This window comes from Streptomyces sp. NPDC020731, from assembly GCF_044334705.1.
In the GTDB taxonomy this organism is placed as follows: Bacteria; Actinomycetota; Actinomycetes; order Streptomycetales; family Streptomycetaceae; genus Streptomyces.
This window is the reverse complement of record NZ_JBIRTN010000026.1, coordinates 1-18,520: the sequence shown is the minus strand read 5'-3', so window position 1 is coordinate 18,520 and position 18,520 is coordinate 1. Positions and strand designations below refer to the sequence as shown.

Genomic DNA, 18,520 nt, shown 5'->3' with positions numbered 1-18,520 from the left:
GGGTGAATCACTCACCGTGGTCCGGCACATGGGAGGGGTGACCGGCGGCCCGTCCGGCGAGAGTCCGCCCCGCGACGCCTTCCCACGGGCGCCCGCCTTCCGGAAGACTCCTGGAAGTTTCACGGGTTTCGTCACGGAGGTGGGGCAAGTGGCAGCACACGGGGCCGACGCCGGGGGCAGAGTCACGATCACGGAGATCGCCCGACAGGCCGGCGTCTCCGTGCCGACCGTCTCCCGCGTGGTCAACGGCCGCTCCGACGTCTCCCCCGGGACCCGCGCCCGGGTCGAGGACCTGCTGCGCCGTCACGGCTACCGCAAGCGCCCCGCCACCTCCCCCTCCCGTGCGGCCCTGCTCGACCTCGTCTTCAACGACCTCGACAGCCCCTGGGCCGTGGAGATCATCCGCGGCGTCGAGGAGGTCGCCCACGGCGCCGGGGTGGGCACGGTGGTGTCGGCGATCCACGGGCGCTCCGGTGACGCCCGGGAATGGATGCGCAACCTGCGGGCCCGCGCGTCCGGCGGCGTCATCCTCGTGACCTCGGCGCTGGAATCCACACTGCACGAGGAGTTGCGCATCCTGGGGGTCCCGCTGGTGGTCGTGGACCCGGCGGGCTCCCCCGCCCTGAACGTGCCGACCATCGGCGCCGCCAACTGGTCGGGCGGCCTGGCCGCGACCGAACACCTGCTGGCCCTGGGGCACCGCAGGATCGGCATGATCGCCGGGCCGCCGCGGCTGCTCTGCTCACGTGCGCGGCTCGACGGTTACCGGGCGGCGCTCGAAGGCTCGGACATCACGCTCGACGCATCGCTGGTGGTACCCGGCGACTTCAAGCCGGAGTCCGGCTTCACGGGCTGCAACGTCCTGCTGGACCTGCCGGAACCGCCGACCGCGGTGTTCGCGGCGAGCGACCAGATGGCACTGGGGGCGATCGAGGCGCTGCGCCGCCGGGGGCTCAGGGTTCCGGAGGACATGAGCGTGGTCGGCTTCGACGACCTTCCGGAAGTCCGTTGGTCGGCGCCGCCGCTGACCACCGTCCGCCAGCCCCTGGCCGAGATGGGCAAGCTCGCCGTCCGTACGGTGCTCCGTCTCACCCGCGACGAACAGCCGGACTCCCCCCGCGTGGAACTGGGCACGGACCTCGTCGTCCGGGCGAGCACGGCGGCTCCCGCCGAGCGGGGCTGACGCACCTCCGGCACCACCTATCGTGACCGGCATGGAGTCCTACACGATCGGCCAGGCAGCGAGGCTGCTCGGCGTGAGCCCGGACACCGCCCGCCGCTGGGCGGACGCGGGGCGTATCCCCACCCACCGCGACGACGGCGGACGCCGGCTCATCGACGGACGGGACCTGGCGGCGTTCTCCGTCGAACTCGCCAGGGCCGGCGCCGTCGAGGAGGGCACCCCGTACACCTCCGCCCGCAACGCCTTCCCCGGCATCGTCACCGCGATCAAGCTCGGCGACGTCGCCGCCCAGGTCGAGATCCAGGCCGGCCCGCACCGCCTCGTCTCGCTGCTCACCCGGGAGGCCGTCGAGGAACTGGGGCTGGAGGTCGGCGTGGAGGCCACGGCCCGCGTGAAGTCGACGAACGTCCATATCGACCGCGCCTGACGGCGACAGCACGCCTGCGTGAACGCATATGCGCGCGCTCTGGATGTTCTTCCTGGCTCATGCGATAAGGAAAGGGGTGAACACCTGGCAGATGCGTCAGTATGATCGGCACATCGGGAGAGCTCTGCGGGCTCTTCCACCCGCCCACAGAGGAAGTGCTCCGACATGACCCGTTCGCATCGGACCCGTCGGATCGCCGGCCCAGGGGCAGCCGCCGTACTGGCGCTGAGCGCCTGCTCCGCGTCCGGCTCGGACTCGTCGGCGTCCGCGGAGTCCGGCGGGCAGGGCATCACCGGCACGGTCACCGTCTTCGCGGCCGCCTCGCTGAAGGAGAGCTTTACGACGCTGGGCGAGCGCTTCGAGAAGGAACACCCGGGGACCGAGGTCACCTTCAGCTTCGGCGGCAGCGACGGTCTGGCCGCCGGCATCAACAACGGCGCACCGGCCGACGTCTTCGCGGCGGCCAGCACCAGGACGATGCAGCTCGTCACCGACGAGGGACACACGACGGGCAGCCCGAGCACGTTCGCCCGCAACCGGCTGGAGATCGCCACCGTGCCGGGCAACCCACACGCGATCGGCTCCCTCCAGGACCTGACCGCGTCCGGTCTCAAGGTCGTGCTGTGCGACAGGACGGTGCCCTGCGGAGCCGCCGCGCTGACCGCCCTCACCGCCGGCGGGGTCGAACTGAAGCCGGTCTCGTACGAGCAGGACGTCAAGAGCGCCCTGACGAAGGTCCGGTTGAAGGAGGCCGACGCCGCCCTCGTGTACCGCACGGATGTGAAGACGGCCGGTGACAAGGTGGAGGGCGTGGAATTCCCGGAGTCCGCCGAGGCCGTCAACGACTATCCGATCGCCCGGCTCGAGAACGCGCCCAATCCGTCGGCGGCGAAGGCGTTCGTGGCGCTGGTGAAGTCCCCCGAGGGCCAGAAGGTGCTGGGCGGGGCGGGATTCCTGAAGCCATGACCACCAGCCGGGAAGCCCCCCGGAAGGCACGTCTTCGCGCCCCCGGCCGCGGTGTCCCCCTCGCCCTCCTCGCGCCCGCCCTCCTGGGCCTGGCGTTCCTCCTGATGCCCCTCCTCGCCCTGCTCCTGCGCGCCCCCTGGCGGAGCCTCCCCGAGCAGCTGACCAGCCCCGAGGTGTGGGAGGCGCTGCGCCTGTCGCTGCTCTGCGCCACGACGGCGACCGCGCTGAGTCTGGTCGTCGGCGTCCCGCTGGCCTGGCTGCTGGCCCGTACGGACTTCCCCGGCCGTGGCCTGGTCCGCGCCCTGGTGACGCTCCCGCTGGTGCTGCCCCCGGTGGTGGGCGGTGTCGCCCTGCTGCTCGCCCTGGGCCGCAACGGCGTCGTCGGCCAGTGGCTGGACACGTGGTTCGGCACCACCCTGCCCTTCACCACCCTGGGCGTCGTCCTCGCCGAGACGTTCGTGGCGATGCCGTTCCTCGTCATCAGCGTCGAGGGCACGCTGCGGGCCGCCGACCCGCGCTACGAGGAGGCGGCCACCACTCTGGGCGCCTCCCGCTTCACCGCGTTCCGCCGCGTCACCCTGCCGCTGATCGCTCCCGGCATCGCCGCCGGTGCCGTGCTGGCCTGGGCCCGGGCCCTCGGGGAGTTCGGCGCGACGATCACCTTCGCCGGCAACTTCCCCGGCCGCACCCAGACCATGCCGCTCGCGGTCTACCTCGCCCTGCAGAACGACCCGGCCGCCGCCATCGCCCTCAGTCTGGTCCTGCTCGCGGTGTCCATCGCCGTACTGGCCGGGCTGCGGGACCGCTGGATGAGGACCGTCTGACACCATGGTGAAGAATCCCGGGCACGTGCCCGAACCGGCCGGCACCGCCGCCGAGGGCCTGGACGCGCGGCTCGTCGTGGACCGCGACTCCTTCCGCCTCGACGTGGCGCTGACCGCCGCGCCCGGCGACGTCGTCGCCCTGCTGGGCCCGAACGGGGCCGGCAAGACCACCGCCCTGCGCGCACTCGCGGGCCTCGCCCCGCTCAGCGCCGGGCATCTGCGTCTGGACGGCGCGGATCTGCACCGCACACCGCCGGAGTCGCGCCCGGTGGGCGTCGTCTTCCAGGACTACCTGCTCTTCCCGCACCTGACCGCGCTCGACAACGTGGCCTTCGGACCGCGCTGCCGGGGCGCCGGCAAGGCGGAGGCACGCGCACAGGCCGCCGGGTGGCTCGACCGCATGGGTCTGGCCGAGCACGCGGGCGCCAAGCCCCGGCGGCTGTCCGGTGGCCAGGCCCAGCGCGTGGCCCTCGCCCGCGCCCTGGCCACCCACCCCCGGCTGCTGCTCCTGGACGAACCGCTGGCCGCCCTGGACGCCCGCACCCGGCTGGAGGTGCGCGCGCAGCTCCGCCGTCATCTGGCCGCGTTCGAAGCAGTCGCCGTCCTGGTCACGCACGACCCGCTGGACGCCATGGTGCTCGCCGACCGTCTGGTCGTCGTGGAGCAGGGCCGGATCGTGCAGGAGGGCACGCCCTCCGACATCGCCCGTCACCCGCGCACCGAGTACATCGCCCAGCTGGTCGGCCTCAACCTGTACCGCGGGCAGGCCGGCGGCCACACGGTGCGGCTCGACGCGGGCCCCGCCGTGAGCACCACGGAGGACCTCTCCGGGCCCGCCTTCGTGGCGTTCCCGCCCGGCGCCGTCACCCTGTACCGGGACCGGCCGACCGGCTCCAGTGCCCGCAACCTCTGGTGCTGCGAGGTCGCCGGTCTCGAGACCCACGGGGACCAGATCCGCGTGGAACTCACCGGCGAGCTCGCCCTGGCCGCCGACCTCACCACGGTCGCCGCGGCCGAACTCGACCTGCATCCGGGCGCGACGGTCTGGGCGGCGGTCAAGGCGACGCAGACCCACGCCTACCCGGCGTAGCCATATACGGCGAAGGGCCCCGCTCCGGTCGAGCGGGGCCCTTCGCCCTGTGTCAGTCCTCGTACGCGTCCAGCGGGGGGCACGAGCAGACCAGGTTCCGGTCGCCGAAGGCCTGGTCGATGCGGCGCACCGGCGGCCAGTACTTGTCGGCGGCGCTCACCCCGGCCGGGAAGACGGCCTCCGCGCGGGTGTACGCGTGCTCCCACTCCCCTCCGAGCGCGGCGGCGGTGTGCGGGGCGTTGCGGAGCGGGTTGTCGTCCGCGGGCCACTCACCGGAGCCGACCTTCTCGATCTCCGCGCGGATCGCGATCATCGCCTCGCAGAACCGGTCGAGTTCGGTGAGGTCCTCGGACTCCGTGGGCTCGATCATCAGCGTGCCGGCCACCGGGAACGACATCGTCGGCGCGTGGAAGCCGTAGTCGATCAGGCGCTTCGCCACGTCGTCCACGCTGACGCCGGTCGCCTTGGTCAGCGGGCGCAGGTCGATGATGCACTCGTGCGCGACCAGCCCGCCGGGGCCGGTGTAGAGCACTGGGTAGTGCGGCTCCAGACGCTTGGCGATGTAGTTGGCGCTGAGCACGGCCACCTGCGTGGCCCGCTTCAGGCCCTCGCCGCCCATGAGACGGACGTACGCCCACGAGATGGGCAGGATGCCCGCCGAGCCCCACGGCGCCGCCGAGATCGGCCCGACGCCGGTCTCCGGGCCGGCCTCCGGCTGGAGCGGGTGGTTCGGCAGGTACGGCGCCAGGTGCGCCCGTACGCCGACCGGACCGACACCGGGACCGCCGCCGCCGTGCGGGATGCAGAAGGTCTTGTGCAGGTTCAGGTGCGAGACGTCACCGCCGAAGTGGCCGGGCTTGGCCAGACCCACCAGCGCGTTGAGGTTGGCGCCGTCCACGTACACCTGGCCGCCGGCCTCGTGCACCTCGGCGCAGATGTCGGCGACGTGCTCCTCGAACACACCGTGCGTCGAGGGGTACGTGATCATCAGCACCGCCAGCTCGTCGCGGTACTGCCCGATCTTCGCCCGCAGGTCCGCGACGTCGATCTCGCCGTCGTCGGACGTCCTGACGACGACGACCTTCATCCCGGCCATCACCGCGCTGGCGGCGTTGGTGCCGTGCGCCGAGGACGGGATGAGGCAGACGGTGCGCTGCTCGTCGCCATTGGCCCGGTGGTAGCCGCGTACGGCGAGCAGACCCGCCAGTTCGCCCTGGGAGCCGGCGTTGGGCTGGAGGGACACCTTGTCGTAGCCGGTGACCTCGGCGAGACGTTCCTCCAGCTCGTGGATGAGCGTGAGGTAGCCCCGGGCCTGCTCGGCCGGGACGAAGGGGTGCAGCTGACCGAACTCGGGCCAGGTGACGGGCTCCATCTCGGTGGTCGCGTTGAGCTTCATGGTGCAGGAGCCCAGCGGGATCATGCCGCGGTCCAGCGCGTAGTCGCGGTCGGAGAGCCGGCGCAGGTAACGCAGCATCGCGGTCTCGGAGCGGTGCTGCTGGAAGACGGGGTGGGTCAGGTACTCGTCGTTGCGCAGCAGGGCATCCGGCAGCGCGTCCCGCGCGACCGCGTCCAGGGCCTCGGCATCGCCCTCGACGCCGAAGGCGCTCCACACCGCGGCCAGCTGCGCCCTGGTGGTGGTCTCGTCACATGCTATCGAGACGTGGTCCGCGTCGACGAGACGCAGGTTGACGCCGTTGTCGCGGGCGGCGGCGACGACCTCGGCGGCCCGCCCGGCGGCGCGCACGGTCAGCGTGTCGAAGTAGGAGCCGTGCACGATCTCGGCTCCGCCGGCCCGCAGCCCCTCGGCGAGGACGGTGGCGTACCGGTGGGTGCGCCGCGCGATGACCCTCAGGCCCTCCGGGCCGTGGTAGACGGCGTACATCCCGGCCATGACGGCGAGCAGCACCTGGGCGGTGCAGATGTTGCTGGTGGCCTTCTCACGGCGGATGTGCTGCTCACGGGTCTGCAGGGCGAGGCGGTAGGCCTTGTGTCCGTCCGCGTCGACGGAGACACCGACGAGCCGTCCCGGCAGGCTGCGCGCCATCTTCTCCTGCACGGCCATGTAACCGGCGTGCGGCCCGCCGAAGCCCATCGGCACGCCGAAGCGCTGGGTGGTGCCGACCGCGATGTCCGCGCCCAGCTCACCGGGCGACTTCAGCAGCGCGAGGGCGAGCAGATCGGCGGCGACGGTGACGAGCGCGCCGAGCTCGTGCGCCTGGTCGATCACCGGCTTGATGTCGCGTACGGCACCGGAGGCGCCCGGGTACTGGATCAGTACGCCGTTGATCTCGCGCCCGGCGAGCTCGGCGGGGATGCCCTCGCTCAGGTCGGCGACGACGACCTCGACGCCGGTCGGCTCGGCGCGGGTCTCGATCACGGCGACGGTCTGCGGCAGGGCGTCCGCGTCGACCAGGAAGAGGCCCTTCTTGTTCTTGCCCATGCGCCGCGACAGCGCCATCGCCTCGGCGGCGGCGGTGCCCTCGTCGAGCAGCGAGGCACCGGAGGTCGGCAGGCCGGTGAGCTCGGCGACCACGGTCTGGAAGTTCAGCAGCGCCTCGAGCCGGCCCTGGGAGATCTCCGGCTGGTACGGCGTGTAGGCCGTGTACCAGGCGGGGTTCTCCATCACGTTGCGCAGGATGACGGGCGGGGTGAAGGTCCCGTAGTACCCGAGCCCGATCATGGAGCCGAGCACCTCGTTGCGGTCGGCCAGCGTACGCAGCTCGGCCAGCACCTCGGCCTCGCTCCGGGCACCCGGCAGGTCCAGCGCGTCGGCGTTCTTGATCACATCCGGCACCGCGGCGGCCGTCAGCTCGTCCAGTGAGCCGTAGCCGACCTGGGCGAGCATCTTGGCCCGGGCCTCGTGGTCGGGGCCGATGTGGCGCTGCTCGAAGGGGATTCCCTGTTCGAGCTCGGAGAGCGGAGTGCGAGGGGCGGTCATTGAGGAGGCCTCCTGGTCCGACGACCTTCGAGGGGCACCACGGCGCGGGTGCCCGAACGGCCTCCCCCTCTGTCATCTCGACCTGAGAGCTTCACCGGACGGCCCGAGGGCGTCCGGTTTTCACCGTCGGTGAGAGCGGAAGCCGTCGACACCCGCCCTGCTTTCCAGAGTGACCTCGTCCGTGCGGTACGTGTGCCTGAGAGATTCCGGGGAGGATTTGCTCCTTCGGCGCCCCCGATGGTGTCCGGAGGGCTCTCCCGCACGGGGTCAGCAGCCGTTTGCCAGCCTACCAGCGAGCACCACACCAGTACCTTCGAGTGGCCGTCCAGCCGATTGTGCCGTTCTGTAGTGCTTACGGATGAGTTTGCGACCAGTGGAGGGCCTGTGCAGACCGACATCGATCCGCGCCACCTGATCGGCCGCAAGGCGTTCGACCGCAACGGAACCCGGATCGGCACGATCGACGAGGTCTACCTCGACGACGCCACCGGCGTACCGGAGTGGGCGGCGATACGCACCGGCCTGTTCAGCAGGGACGCCTTCGTCCCCCTGGAACCCAGCGACCTCATCGACGGCGCCCTCCACGTCCCCTTCGAACGCGCCCTCATCAAGGACGCCCCCGACTTCGGTGTGGGCCGCCATCTCTCCCCCGAACAGGAACTCCAGCTCTACCACCACTACGGCCTGGACCTCGCCGCTCCCCCTCCCCTCCCGGACCGCGACTTCGGCAGACTCGCCGGGAACGACAAGCCGGCCTGATCCGCCCTGCTCACCAGCCCTCCACCCGCATCCCTCCGCCGGCCCCCGCGCCCTCGTCCTCCCCGGGTCCTCGGGACACCAGCGGCAGCGGTTCCGCCGGTTGCAGAGCCGGGTCGTCGACGCGGAAGGTCTTCACCCGGCCCGGCTCCGAGTGGGGTGTCTCGAAACGCACCGTGACCCGGCCCAGCCCGCTGCCCTGCGCCCATCCGTGCCCGTACACGGCGTGCCGTACGTCGTGCCCCGCCGGCCAGCGCCGCTCGGCGGGCGTCTCCGGCTCCGGAGCGGCCTCGGCCTCCTCGTGCGGGAGGTCGTCCACGCGCCCGCCCGCCGCCTGCGCGAACAGGTCCTCCTGCGTGTAGTCGGCCAATCCGCTGACCCCGACGCCCAGCAACCGCACCCCGCCCGTCGTGTCGACCGAGTCCAGCAGCCGCGCGGCCGCCTCCCGCACCACGGCCGGATCGTCCGTGGGCCCCCGCAGCGTCTCGGACCGGGTGAGGGTCGAGAAGTCGTACCGCCGCACCTTCAGCACGATGGTCCGCCCCGACAGCCCCGCCGCCCGCAGCCTGCGCACACACCGGTCCGCGAGCCGCTGCACCTCCGTGGCGACCCGCACCCGGTCGTGGATGTCCACGTCGTACGTGTCCTCGACCGACACCGACTTGGCCTCCCGCTCGGCCACCACGGGCCGCTCGTCCCGGGCCAGCGCCATCGCGAACAGCGCACGCCCATGGGCCTTGCCCAGCAGCCGTACGAGCTCGTCCTCCCCGGCCTCGGCGAGCTCGTCGACCGTGTGGATCCCGGCCCGCCGCAGATGATCGCCGGTCGCCGGCCCGACGCCCGGCAGGGTGCGGACCGACAGCGGTCCCAGCAGGGCCCGCTCCGTGCCCGGCTCGATCAGCACCAGTCCGTCCGGCTTCGCCTGCTCCGAAGCGATCTTCGCCAGCATCTTGGAGGCCGCGAGCCCCACCGACCCGGTGAGCCCCGTGACCGCCCGTATGTCCGCGCGCAGCTTCGCCCCGGCCAGACGCGCCGACCGTTCGTCCCAGGCCGTGCCTCCGGCCTCCAGGTCCACGAACGCCTCGTCCAGGCTCAGCGGCTCCACCAGCGGTGACAGGGCCCCCAGCAACCCCATCACCTGCTCGCTGATCGACCGGTAGAGAGCGAACCTCGGCACCAGATACGCGGCGTTCGGCGCGCGCCGCCGGGCCTGTGCCATGGGCATCGCCGAGTGGACGCCGAAGATCCGTGCCTCGTACGAGGCGGTGGCCACCACCCCCCGCGGCCCGAGCCCGCCCACGACGACCGCCTTCCCGCGCAGGCTCGGCTTGGACGCCTGCTCCACCGAGGCGAAGAAGGCATCCATGTCGAGATGCAGGATCGTGGGCGCGGCTCTCACATCTCCGATGCTGCCCTACGCCACTGACAACAGCCGTTCCCGGACGGTCTCAGACGGCCTTGTTCCGCCGCCGCGCCAGCTCGTCCATCGGGTTGTGCCCGACCAGGGTCTCCCCGGTGTCGATGCGCTCCCCGTGCAACTGCGACAGCGCGCTCTCCACGTCCCGCCACACCACTCCCACGGCGATGCCGAAGACGCCCTGGCCGCCCTGGAGCAGGGCGTGGACCTCGTCGGGCGAGGTGCACTCGTAGACCGTGGCCCCGTCGCTCATCAGCGTCATGCGCTCCAGGTCGCTGAAGCCGCGCTCACGCAGATGCTGGACCGCGGTGCGGATGTTCTGCAGGGAGACGCCCGTGTCCAGGAACCGCTTGACGATCTTCAGCACGACGACGTCGCGGAAGCTGTACAGCCGCTGCGTACCCGATCCATGGGCCGGCCGCACGCTCGGCTCGACCAGACCCGTACGGGCCCAGTAGTCGAGCTGCCGGTAGGTGATACCGGCGGCGGCGCAGGCCGTGGGCCCCCGGTAGCCGATCTGCTCGGACGCCATGGACGCCGCCCCTCCGCTGCTCGGCACAGCCGTCGGTCGCTGCGGAGCGTGGTCGATCGCGCCGCCGTGCGCGGGATGGCCCCCGCTCGGACGGAGCCGGGAGCTCTGGGGAGGGTACGGCCCGCTCGCCCCGAAACCGCGTCCGGGGGCGCCCCCAGCCGTACCGTCGCCGCTGCTTCTCACGCCGACCTCCGTCCTTGACCTGCCTCCTCGAAGGTAGGCAGTCACCAAGGGTGCGTCAACGATCGCCACACTCGGCACGCCGAGTGATAATCACCCTAAGAGTGGTTTCCCGTACCTCATCGTGGGGAAAGGCTAGCCGAATGCCTTCGGCGCGAGCCCCGGCGGCCGACCGGGGCGACGGCGACCGACCGCTCTCACTGGTTGCTGGTTCCGAAGTCCTCCGGCGAAATCTGGTCGAGGAACTCGCGGAACTTCTCCACCTCGTCCTCCTGCTCGTCCGGGATGGCGATCCCGGCGTCGTCGAGCACCGTGTCGCTGCCGTAGATCGGCGTACCCGTCCGCAGGGCCAGCGCTATGGCGTCGGAGGGACGGGCACTCACCTCGACACCGCTGGCGAACACCAGCTCCGCGTAGAAGACGCCCTCGCGCAGATCGGTGATGCGCACTTCCGTGAGCTCCTGGCCGACGGCTTCCAGCACGTCCTTGAACAGGTCGTGGGTCAGCGGCCGTGCGGGCGCCATGCCCTGCTGGGCGAAGGCGATGGCCGTCGCCTCCCCCGGTCCGATCCAGATGGGGAGGTAGCGGTCGCCGCCCACTTCACGCAACAGCACGATCGGTTGGTTGGAGGGCATCTCGACCCGGACACCTACGACATCGAGCTCGTTCACACAGCAACCCTAGGCCGTGCCCGGGACGTTTGGGTAGTCGGGCAGGGAATGGGCGGCCGATCCGGGCGCCCATGCCGCTCCGACTCAGGGCAGCCGTATCCCGAGCGCCGCCTGCACCAGCGCCGCGTGCAGCTTCACCGTGAGCCCCGCCAGCTCCTTCGTACGCGCCTGCGCGTGAGCCCTGGTCTGCGGGTTCCGGTGGCGCCTCAGCGGGGCGACGACCTGGTCCACCAGGCCGGCCTCACGGTCGGCTGCGGCCTTCATCGCCCTCAGATGACGCGGCTCGATCCCGAACCGACCCAGCTCGGTGATGAGCCCGGCGAGGGTGACCGACTCGGCGTCGTACATGCCGTCCTCGACCGGGGCCAGCAGCCCGTACGACTCCCACTCGGCGAGCACCCGCTCGTCGATGCCCGCGGCCGCCAGCAGCCGACCGCGCCCGATACGCGCCGCCGTGGGCCCCTCGGTGGTGGGCTCCTGACCGGTGTCCCCGTCCCCCGGGCGGCCCAGCGCCGGCAGGTGGACAACCTCGCCGCGCTCCATGGCGTCAAGGTGCTCACGGATCACCTTGAGCGGCAGATAGTGATCGCGCTGCATGCGCAGCACATGGCCGAGACGCTCGACGTCCCCGGCGTCGAACTTGCGGTACCCCGACGGAGTCCGCTGCGGCTCGATCAGCCCCTCCGACTCCAGGAAGCGGATCTTGGAGATGGTGACCTCGGGGAACTCCTCACGCAGCACGCTCAGCACCGCGCCGATGCTCATCAGTCCGGTGCCCGCGGCGGCGGCGCCGTTGCCGGCACCGCCGCTCGGTGTCTGAACCATGAACCTTCCCTGGGGTCCCCCGGACGGATCCGGGGAGGTCAGTAGCCTCGCTGGCTCGCGTAGAAGACCAGCCGGTACTTGCCGATCTGCACCTCGTCACCGTTGGACAGGGCGACCTGGTCGATCCGCTCCCGGTTGACGTACGTGCCGTTCAGACTGCCCACGTCGGCCACCGTGAAGGAGCCGTCCGGGCCGCGCCGGAACTCCACGTGCCGACGGGAGACCGTCACGTCGTCCAGGAAGATGTCGCTCTGCGGGTGACGCCCGGCCGTGGTCAGGTCGCCGTCCAGCAGGAAGCGGCTGCCCGAGTTCGGGCCGCGGCGCACGACCAGGAGGGCGGAACCCATCGGCAGCGCGTCGACGGCCGCCTGCGCCTCGGGAGAGAGCGTCGGCGTCGGCGTCTGGCCGGTGACCTCCGCGTCGTAGGCCTCCAGGCCGGAGATCGAGATCGTGGACGTCGTCTCCGAGGGACGCTCCGGGGTGACCCCGGGCCTCAGCGGCGCGCCGCAGTTGGAGCAGAAGCGGCTGTTCTCCGCGTTGCGGTTACCGCACCTCGTACACACCAGGGCCGACATGGACGGATCCTCCTGCCGCGGCTGCCCCCCAGGGGCGTGGGACGCGTACGGGTCGGAGAACCCTCCACCCGTACCTGAGGTCGACGGTTGTCCGAAACCTATGCCGCCCGACTGCGCGGGGTCAACGGACGGCGCGCCCTGACCCACCTGGTCCCGGTACAGCGGACGCTGACCTTCCGCCTCAGGCTGTGCGCGATGGCGAGCGGTCGCGTTGTCGCTGCCCTCTCGCCGCGCGCTCTTGCCGAACAACTTCGCAAACAACTTCACGGGCGATTCCCCTTGACCGAAACAGACCCGCCCGTGGGGCAGGACGAACCCTGACTGAACACATTGGCCGACCCGGACATCTTCACAACGTCCGCCTCCGCCAGACAGTTTCCACCACGCACCACCCATTCGGTGCGCCGACCCCCCGCAACCTCATGCCCTCGCCGGACGCCCCCCATGCGCCCCCGGTTCACTGGGAGGACGACCGAGCGTAGTCAGGCCGCTTCACCGCCCGCAAGGCATCCACGACGATCTTGGTCGACCGCTCCACGGTAACGGTGGCCTGTTCCTTTTCGAGGGTCTGCACCACGCCTCCGGGGATGTTGAGCGCCGGCTCGAGGTCCTGCGGCTTGCCGATGACCTTGAAACGATAGGGCGCGGTGATCTTGTTCCCGTCCACGCCGACACCGTTCCCGGAGTCCGTCAGGTAGGTGCCCGCCACCACCCGCACACCGTTCACCTGGATCGCCTCGGCACCGGCCGCGCGCAGCTCCTGGACTGCGTCGAGCAGCATGTCCGCCTCGACCGTCCCCTTCGTGTCCTCGATGGTCATCGTGATCCCGGGCCCCTGCGCGGCCACGGTGCCCGCCAGCACGCCCAGTTGCCGTTCCTTCTCGATCGTCTGCTTACGGGCCTCTTCGGCCTGGTCGGAGCTGTTCTCCAGCTCGTCGCGCTGCTTCTCGAGTCCCTGCTTCTCGTCCTCAAGACGCTCTGTGCGGTCGTCGAGTTCATCGAGGATGCGTACAAGATCTTCCTGACGTGCCCCGCGCAGCGCGCTGTCGCTGTCACTGTTCGACGCCACCTGGACGGCCAGGCCGAAACCGAGGCCGAACAGAAGCAGGGCGACGATGAGTTGGGCCCGGGTCACCCGCGGCGGCCACAGCCCCTTCACCAGCCGCTGTCGGCCGGTCGGACCGGGCGGGGGCTTCGGAGCGGCCTCCTCCGCGGGTGAGGGCACCCTCGGAGGCACCTCGGCGGGTACCTCCGCGGGCAGCTCCCTGCGCAGGCCGGCCGTGGGCGAGGCGTCGGGAGCGGGCCTCGGCGGGGACACCGCCGGGCGCGTCGTCTCGTTGTGCTCGTGCTCACTCATCGGCCTCACGCCCGGAACACATGCCGGCGGATCGCCGCGGCATTGGAGAAGATGCGGATGCCGAGGACCACCACGACGCCCGTCGACAGCTGGGCCCCCACGCCGAGCTTGTCGCCGAGGAACACGATCAGGGCGGCGACGACGACGTTCGACAGGAACGACACCACGAAGACCTTGTCGTCGAAGATGCCGTCGAGCATGGCCCGCAGCCCTCCGAACACGGCGTCGAGCGCCGCGACGACGGCGATCGGCAGGTAAGGCTCGACGACCGCCGGAACCTCGGGCCGGACCAACAGTCCGGCCACGACTCCCACGACGAGGCCCAGTACGGCGATCACGATGTGCCCTTCTCGGTTATCGGCTGTGCGGTACGTACGATCACACTCGGTGCGGCGGGCAATCGGACGTCGTCCTCCACGGAGATGGCCGTCCGGATCCCATAGTTCTCCTGCAGGGCGTGCAGATACAGCCCGTCCGCGCTGTTCTGGAACCGGTCGCCGAGCTCCCCGCCGTCCCCCACCGCGAGCACCGTGTACGGCGGCACCAGCGGCTTGTTGTCGACCAGTATCGCGTCTCCCGCGGCCCTGATCGCCGACAGTGCGGTCAGCCGCTGCCCGTTGATGGAGACGGCCTCGGCGCCGGACTCCCACAGACCGTTGACCACACGCTGCATGTCACGGTCACGGACCCGCCCGGTGTCGGAGAACCCGGAGGTCGATCGCGGGTCGCCGTCGCCGCCCCCGCTCGCTTCCTTGGCGTCGTTCACCACGAGCCGCACCCCGGGCCCGTGCACCGCGACGGCGCCGGACAGGACGCCCACCAGCGCGGACCGGTCGCCTCCACTGTCCCGGAGCGCCTCGCGCTGCCGCGCGCTCACGTCGGCACGCAGCTCGTCGACGCTGTCCTCGAGCCTGTCCGCGGCCTCGGTCTCCTGATCGATCCGGTCGATCAGCTCCTCGCGCTCCTTGGCCACGACGGGAGCCGCCACCCGGGCCTGTGCGGCACCGACGGTCACGATCAGAGCGGCGAGCACCAGACCGCCGGCCAGCCCCAGCTTCGCCCTGAGCGTCTTCGGCATGCCGCTCTCGCCCTCGTTCTTCCGACGCGCGGCGGCCTCGGCGTATCCCTCGTCGAGGCTGTGGTCCATGACGTTGGTGATCAACGACATGGAGGCGTCCGGGCGAGCGGGCCGCGCGGGTGTGCTCCGAACGGGGGGTTGCTGCGGCATGCCGCACATCGTCGCACGCCGCGGCCACTACATCCGAACGGACCTACCGGCGTGCCGGACAGGCCCCGTTGGGGACACTTGTCCGGCACGCACGCGTACCGCTCGTTCTACCGCCCGCGGCGGCCGCTCACCGGCCCGCGCCGTCCACGACCGACGACCACTCGTCGAGCAGGGCCTGCGCGGAGGCGTCGTCGGGGCCCTCGGCCCACAGATGGGTGACCGCCTCGGCCGGGTCGGGCAGCACCATCACCCAGCGGCCGTCCGTCTCCACCACACGCACGCCGTCGGTGGTGTCCACGAACCGGTCTCCGGCCGCCTCCACGACCCTCCGCATCACCAGGCCCTTGACGGCCCACGGGGTCGCCAGGTCCCGCTTGAGCACATGCGCCCGCGGGATGCGCGCGTCGATCTGGCTCAGCGTGAGCTGGGTGCGCGCCACCAGCCCGATGAGCCGCACGAAGGCCGCGGTGCCGTCGTAGACACTGCTGAACTCCGGGACGATGAAGCCGCCCTTGCCGTCACCGCCGAAGATCGTCCCTTCCTCACCGCCCACGCGCGTGAGGTCGTCGGGCGAGGTGGTCGTCCATTCGACCTGCGTACCGTGATAGGCCGCGACCTGCTCGGCGATCCTGGTGGTGGTCACCGGGAGCGCCACCCGGCCGCTGCGCCGCTCGGACGCGATGAGGTCGAGCATCACGAGCAGCGACCTGTCGTCCTCGATGATCCTCCCCTTCTCGTCGACCAGGGACAGCCGCTCACCGACGGGGTCGAACCGTACGCCGAAGGCGGCACCGGAGGACGCCACGATCTCCCCGAGCCGGACCAGCCCCGAGCGCCGCATGTCGGCCGTCTCGGTCGGCCTGGACTCGTCGAGACCGGGGTTGATGGTCAGCGAGTCGACGCCCAGCTTGCCGAGCAGGCTCGGCAGCACCAGGCCGGCGCTGCCGTTGGAGGCGTCCACGACGACCTTGAGTCCGGACTCCGCGATACCGGTGATGTCGACGTTCCGCAGCAGTGAGCCCGTGTACGAGTCGAAGACACTGGCCGGGAAGTGCAGATCCCCGATCTCACCCGGGAAGGCACGCCGGTACTCCTGTCGTGCGAACACCCGGTCCAGCTTCCGCTGGCTGCCCTGGGAGAGGTCGGCACCCTGGCCGTCGAAGAACATGATGTCGACGGAGTCCGGCACTCCGGGCGTGGTCCGGATCATGATGCCGCCCGCGCTGCCCCGCGCGGTCTGCTGCCGCGCCACGGGCAGCGGCACGTTCTCCAGGTCCCGTACATCGATGGCGCTGGCCTGCAGCGCGGAGATGACCGCCCGCTTCAGCGCACGGGCACCACGGGAGTGGTCGCGGGCCGTGGTGACGGTCGAGCCCTTCTTCAGCGTCGTCGCGTACGCGCCGGCCAGCCGCACCGCGAGTTCCGGTGTGATCTCGACGTTCAGGATGCCGGACACTCCCCGGGCCCCGAAGAGATGCGCCTGTCCCCGGGACTCCCAGATCACCGAGGTGTTGACGAACGCGCCGGCCTCGATGGTCTTGAACGGGTAGACCCGCACATTGCCCTGGACGATCGATTCTTCACCGATCAGGCACTCGTCACCGATGACGGCGCCGTCCTCGATCCGTGCCGCGCGCATGATGTCGGTGTTCTTGCCGACGACACAGCCCCGCAGGTTGCTGTGCGGTCCGACGTACACGTTGTCGTGGACGACGGCCTTGTGCAGGAAGGCGCCGCTCTTCACGACGACGTTGGACCCGACGACCGTGTGCTCGCGGATCTCGGCGCCGGCCTCGACCTTGGCGTAGTCGCCGATGTAGAGGGGCCCGCGCAGCACGGCGTCCGGGTGCACTTCGGCTCCCTCGGCGACCCATACGCCCGAGGAGATCTCGAAGCCGTCGATGTCGACGTCGACCTTGCCCTCCAGGACATCGGCCTGCGCCTTCACATAGCTCTCGTGCGTGCCCACGTCCTCCCAGTAGCCCTCGGCGACATAGCCGTAGACGGGCTTGCCTTCCTTCATCAGCTGCGGGAAGACGTCACCGGACCAGTCGACGGGCACATCGGGCTCGACGTAGTCGAAGACCTCGGGCTCCATGACGTAGATGCCGGTGTTCACCGTGTCGGAGAAGACCTGCCCCCAGGTCGGCTTCTCGAGGAAGCGCTCGACCTTGCCTTCCTCGTCCACGATGGTGATGCCGAATTCCAGCGGATTGGGGACGCGGGTCAGGCAGACGGTGACCAGGGCGCCCTTTTCCTTATGGAAATTGATCAGCTCGGTGAGGTCGAAGTCGGTGAGGGCATCACCGGAGATGACGAGGAAAGCATCGTCCTTCAGTGCCTCCTCGGCGTTCTTCACGCTCCCGGCGGTACCGAGTGGCTTCTCCTCATTGGCATAGGTGAGTTCCATTCCGAGCTCTTCGCCATCACCGAAGTAGTTCTTGACGAGCGACGCAAGGAACTGGACGGTCACAACGGTTTCGTTGAGCCCATGCTTTTTGAGCAGCCGCAGAACATGCTCCATGATCGGCCTATTGGCCACCGGCAGGAGCGGCTTGGGCATGCTTGAGGTCATGGGGCGAAGGCGAGTGCCTTCACCCCCGGCCATCACAACGGCCTTCATGTCGGAAGCGTCCTCCTCGAAGAGACGACGGTCTAGCCGACTTCACCCGCCAGGATTGTCCCGCACTTTTCCACTGCGAGCCATCGCACCGCCATGGGCGTGCCAATCAGCGAGTTCAATCGGCCACGGCGTCCGCACGAACCAGGCGGCGGACTTGGACCACGTAGAGCACTCCTGCCCACCAATACAGCGTTGTACCCCATCCGGCGAACGCCCAGCCGAAAATAGCAGCGAGTGACGAGATCCAGCCACTTCCGTCACTGAGCAGGAGCAGTGGGAAGGCATACATCAGGTTGAAGGTGGCGGCCTTCCCCAGGAAGTTCACCTGCGGCGGCGGATAGCCGTGCCGCCGGAGGATGCCCACCATGACCAGGAGAACCAGCTCACGCGCCAGCAGAACGGCGGTCAGCCAGAGCGGCAGAATCTCGCGCCAGGTGAGACCGACCAACGTCGAGAGAATGTAGAGCCGGTCGGCGGCGGGGTCGAGCAGCCGGCCGAGGCTGCTGATCTGGTTCCACCGTCGCGCCAGCTTGCCGTCCAGGTAGTCGCTGACGCCGCTGAAGGCCAGCACCAGGAGCGCCCACCCGTCGCTCTTCGGGCCCCCGAACTCCGGCCTGAGGATCAACCACAGGAACAGGGGTACGCCAACGAGCCGCGCCATGCTGAGCATGTTCGGGATGGTGAGGACGCGGTCTGTCTGCACCCGCGTCTCCTGGACCTCCACCCGGGATCCTCCTGTGGGGAAATATGTCGACGATGCCCCCGACCTTACCTCAACGCAAAAAAGCTCTGGCTCTCGGGCTGTATGCCCGAGAGCCAGAGCTCTAAAAGAAGTTCGGCGGCGTCCTACTCTCCCACAGGGTCCCCCCTGCAGTACCATCGGCGCTGTAAGGCTTAGCTTCCGGGTTCGGAATGTAACCGGGCGTTT

Annotated in this window: 17 protein-coding genes, 1 rRNA gene and 1 riboswitch; of the genes, 6 read left to right on the top strand and 12 right to left on the bottom strand. The window is 70.4% G+C overall.

The features are described from left to right. Window positions 1–148: 148 nt before the first annotated feature. The 5 genes from ACH4VX_RS31890 to ACH4VX_RS31870 all read left to right on the top strand — a co-directional run bounded on the left by ACH4VX_RS31890 (window position 149) and on the right by ACH4VX_RS31870 (window position 4,490). Window positions 149–1,183: a LacI family DNA-binding transcriptional regulator gene (locus ACH4VX_RS31890; RefSeq protein WP_398372324.1), complete on the top strand. Its 1,035-nt coding sequence runs from the start codon at window positions 149–151 to the stop codon at window positions 1,181–1,183. Window positions 1,184–1,214: 31 nt separating this feature from the next. Continuing rightward, window positions 1,215–1,610 carry a molybdopterin-binding protein gene (locus tag ACH4VX_RS31885; RefSeq protein ID WP_398372322.1) on the top strand — a complete coding sequence of 132 codons (396 nt, stop codon included), beginning with the start codon at window positions 1,215–1,217 and terminating at the stop codon, window positions 1,608–1,610. A 165-nt stretch (window positions 1,611–1,775) separates the two neighbouring features. After that, entirely contained in the window at window positions 1,776–2,576 is an 801-nt protein-coding gene (gene modA / locus ACH4VX_RS31880) for a molybdate ABC transporter substrate-binding protein (protein WP_398372321.1), read from the top strand. Continuing rightward, entirely contained in the window at window positions 2,573–3,400 is an 828-nt protein-coding gene (gene modB / locus ACH4VX_RS31875) for a molybdate ABC transporter permease subunit (RefSeq protein WP_398372319.1), read from the top strand. The genes modA and modB overlap by 4 nt, the downstream gene beginning before the upstream one ends. Before the next feature lie 4 nt (window positions 3,401–3,404). Continuing rightward, window positions 3,405–4,490, top strand: coding sequence for an ABC transporter ATP-binding protein (locus ACH4VX_RS31870; protein ID WP_398372317.1), 1,086 nt, complete (start codon window positions 3,405–3,407; stop codon window positions 4,488–4,490). 52 nt (window positions 4,491–4,542) lie between these two features. Here the strand turns inward: ACH4VX_RS31870 and gcvP are convergent, their stop codons facing one another. After that, window positions 4,543–7,428: an aminomethyl-transferring glycine dehydrogenase gene (gcvP, locus tag ACH4VX_RS31865; RefSeq protein ID WP_398372315.1), complete on the bottom strand. Its 2,886-nt coding sequence runs from the start codon at window positions 7,426–7,428 to the stop codon at window positions 4,543–4,545. A gap of 174 nt (window positions 7,429–7,602) precedes the next feature. After that, window positions 7,603–7,698, bottom strand: a riboswitch (glycine riboswitch). A gap of 114 nt (window positions 7,699–7,812) precedes the next feature. Here gcvP and ACH4VX_RS31860 point away from each other — a divergent pair. After that, window positions 7,813–8,187 (top strand): PRC-barrel domain-containing protein, encoded by a 375-nt coding sequence (locus ACH4VX_RS31860; RefSeq protein ID WP_398372313.1) that lies wholly within the window; start codon window positions 7,813–7,815, stop codon window positions 8,185–8,187. Between the two features lie 10 nt (window positions 8,188–8,197). On the opposite strand, the gene ACH4VX_RS31855 is transcribed toward ACH4VX_RS31860, so the two are convergent. The 11 genes from ACH4VX_RS31855 to rrf form a co-directional block, all read right to left on the bottom strand. Continuing rightward, window positions 8,198–9,583: a DNA polymerase IV gene (locus tag ACH4VX_RS31855; RefSeq protein ID WP_398372311.1), complete on the bottom strand. Its 1,386-nt coding sequence runs from the start codon at window positions 9,581–9,583 to the stop codon at window positions 8,198–8,200. Window positions 9,584–9,632: 49 nt separating this feature from the next. Further along, window positions 9,633–10,316 carry a MerR family transcriptional regulator gene (locus ACH4VX_RS31850; RefSeq protein WP_398372309.1) on the bottom strand — a complete coding sequence of 228 codons (684 nt, stop codon included), beginning with the start codon at window positions 10,314–10,316 and terminating at the stop codon, window positions 9,633–9,635. A gap of 194 nt (window positions 10,317–10,510) precedes the next feature. Next, complete coding sequence (locus ACH4VX_RS31845; protein ID WP_004934251.1) at window positions 10,511–10,984, bottom strand: bifunctional nuclease family protein; 474 nt, start codon at window positions 10,982–10,984, stop codon at window positions 10,511–10,513. A gap of 84 nt (window positions 10,985–11,068) precedes the next feature. Then, the gene (locus tag ACH4VX_RS31840; RefSeq protein WP_398372307.1) at window positions 11,069–11,809 is read right to left on the bottom strand and encodes a MerR family transcriptional regulator; all 741 of its coding nucleotides are present in this window, start codon (window positions 11,807–11,809) and stop codon (window positions 11,069–11,071) included. Window positions 11,810–11,847: 38 nt separating this feature from the next. Continuing rightward, window positions 11,848–12,780: an FHA domain-containing protein gene (locus ACH4VX_RS31835; protein ID WP_398372305.1), complete on the bottom strand. Its 933-nt coding sequence runs from the start codon at window positions 12,778–12,780 to the stop codon at window positions 11,848–11,850. A gap of 61 nt (window positions 12,781–12,841) precedes the next feature. Beyond that, a complete protein-coding gene (locus ACH4VX_RS31830; RefSeq protein WP_398372303.1) occupies window positions 12,842–13,741 on the bottom strand; it encodes a DUF881 domain-containing protein in 900 nt (299 codons plus the stop codon). 5 nt (window positions 13,742–13,746) lie between these two features. After that, complete coding sequence (locus ACH4VX_RS31825; protein ID WP_003988855.1) at window positions 13,747–14,079, bottom strand: small basic family protein; 333 nt, start codon at window positions 14,077–14,079, stop codon at window positions 13,747–13,749. After that, on the bottom strand, window positions 14,076–14,978 hold the full coding sequence (locus ACH4VX_RS31820; protein ID WP_398372301.1) for a DUF881 domain-containing protein: 903 nt from the start codon (window positions 14,976–14,978) through the stop codon (window positions 14,076–14,078). The genes ACH4VX_RS31825 and ACH4VX_RS31820 overlap by 4 nt, the downstream gene beginning before the upstream one ends. Window positions 14,979–15,096: 118 nt before the next feature. Then, window positions 15,097–17,592: a sugar phosphate nucleotidyltransferase gene (locus ACH4VX_RS31815; protein WP_398372300.1), complete on the bottom strand. Its 2,496-nt coding sequence runs from the start codon at window positions 17,590–17,592 to the stop codon at window positions 15,097–15,099. A 115-nt stretch (window positions 17,593–17,707) separates the two neighbouring features. Further along, the gene (locus ACH4VX_RS31810) at window positions 17,708–18,316 is read right to left on the bottom strand and encodes a CDP-alcohol phosphatidyltransferase family protein (RefSeq protein WP_030833765.1); all 609 of its coding nucleotides are present in this window, start codon (window positions 18,314–18,316) and stop codon (window positions 17,708–17,710) included. A gap of 109 nt (window positions 18,317–18,425) precedes the next feature. Next, window positions 18,426–18,520 (bottom strand): 5S ribosomal RNA (gene rrf, locus ACH4VX_RS31805); the annotation flags it as partial.

Coding starts and splice junctions, on each gene's coding strand:
- ACH4VX_RS31840 (WP_398372307.1), bottom strand. CDS start 11,809: ATGGTTCAGACACCGAGCGGCGGTGCCGGCAACGGCGCCGCCGCCGCG.
- ACH4VX_RS31835 (WP_398372305.1), bottom strand. CDS start 12,780: ATGGGTGGTGCGTGGTGGAAACTGTCTGGCGGAGGCGGACGTTGTGAA.
- ACH4VX_RS31815 (WP_398372300.1), bottom strand. CDS start 17,592: ATGAAGGCCGTTGTGATGGCCGGGGGTGAAGGCACTCGCCTTCGCCCC.
- ACH4VX_RS31820 (WP_398372301.1), bottom strand. CDS start 14,978: ATGTGCGGCATGCCGCAGCAACCCCCCGTTCGGAGCACACCCGCGCGG.
- gcvP (WP_398372315.1), bottom strand. CDS start 7,428: ATGACCGCCCCTCGCACTCCGCTCTCCGAGCTCGAACAGGGAATCCCC.
- ACH4VX_RS31870 (WP_398372317.1), top strand. CDS start 3,405: ATGGTGAAGAATCCCGGGCACGTGCCCGAACCGGCCGGCACCGCCGCC.
- ACH4VX_RS31830 (WP_398372303.1), bottom strand. CDS start 13,741: ATGAGTGAGCACGAGCACAACGAGACGACGCGCCCGGCGGTGTCCCCG.
- ACH4VX_RS31885 (WP_398372322.1), top strand. CDS start 1,215: ATGGAGTCCTACACGATCGGCCAGGCAGCGAGGCTGCTCGGCGTGAGC.
- modA (WP_398372321.1), top strand. CDS start 1,776: ATGACCCGTTCGCATCGGACCCGTCGGATCGCCGGCCCAGGGGCAGCC.
- modB (WP_398372319.1), top strand. CDS start 2,573: ATGACCACCAGCCGGGAAGCCCCCCGGAAGGCACGTCTTCGCGCCCCC.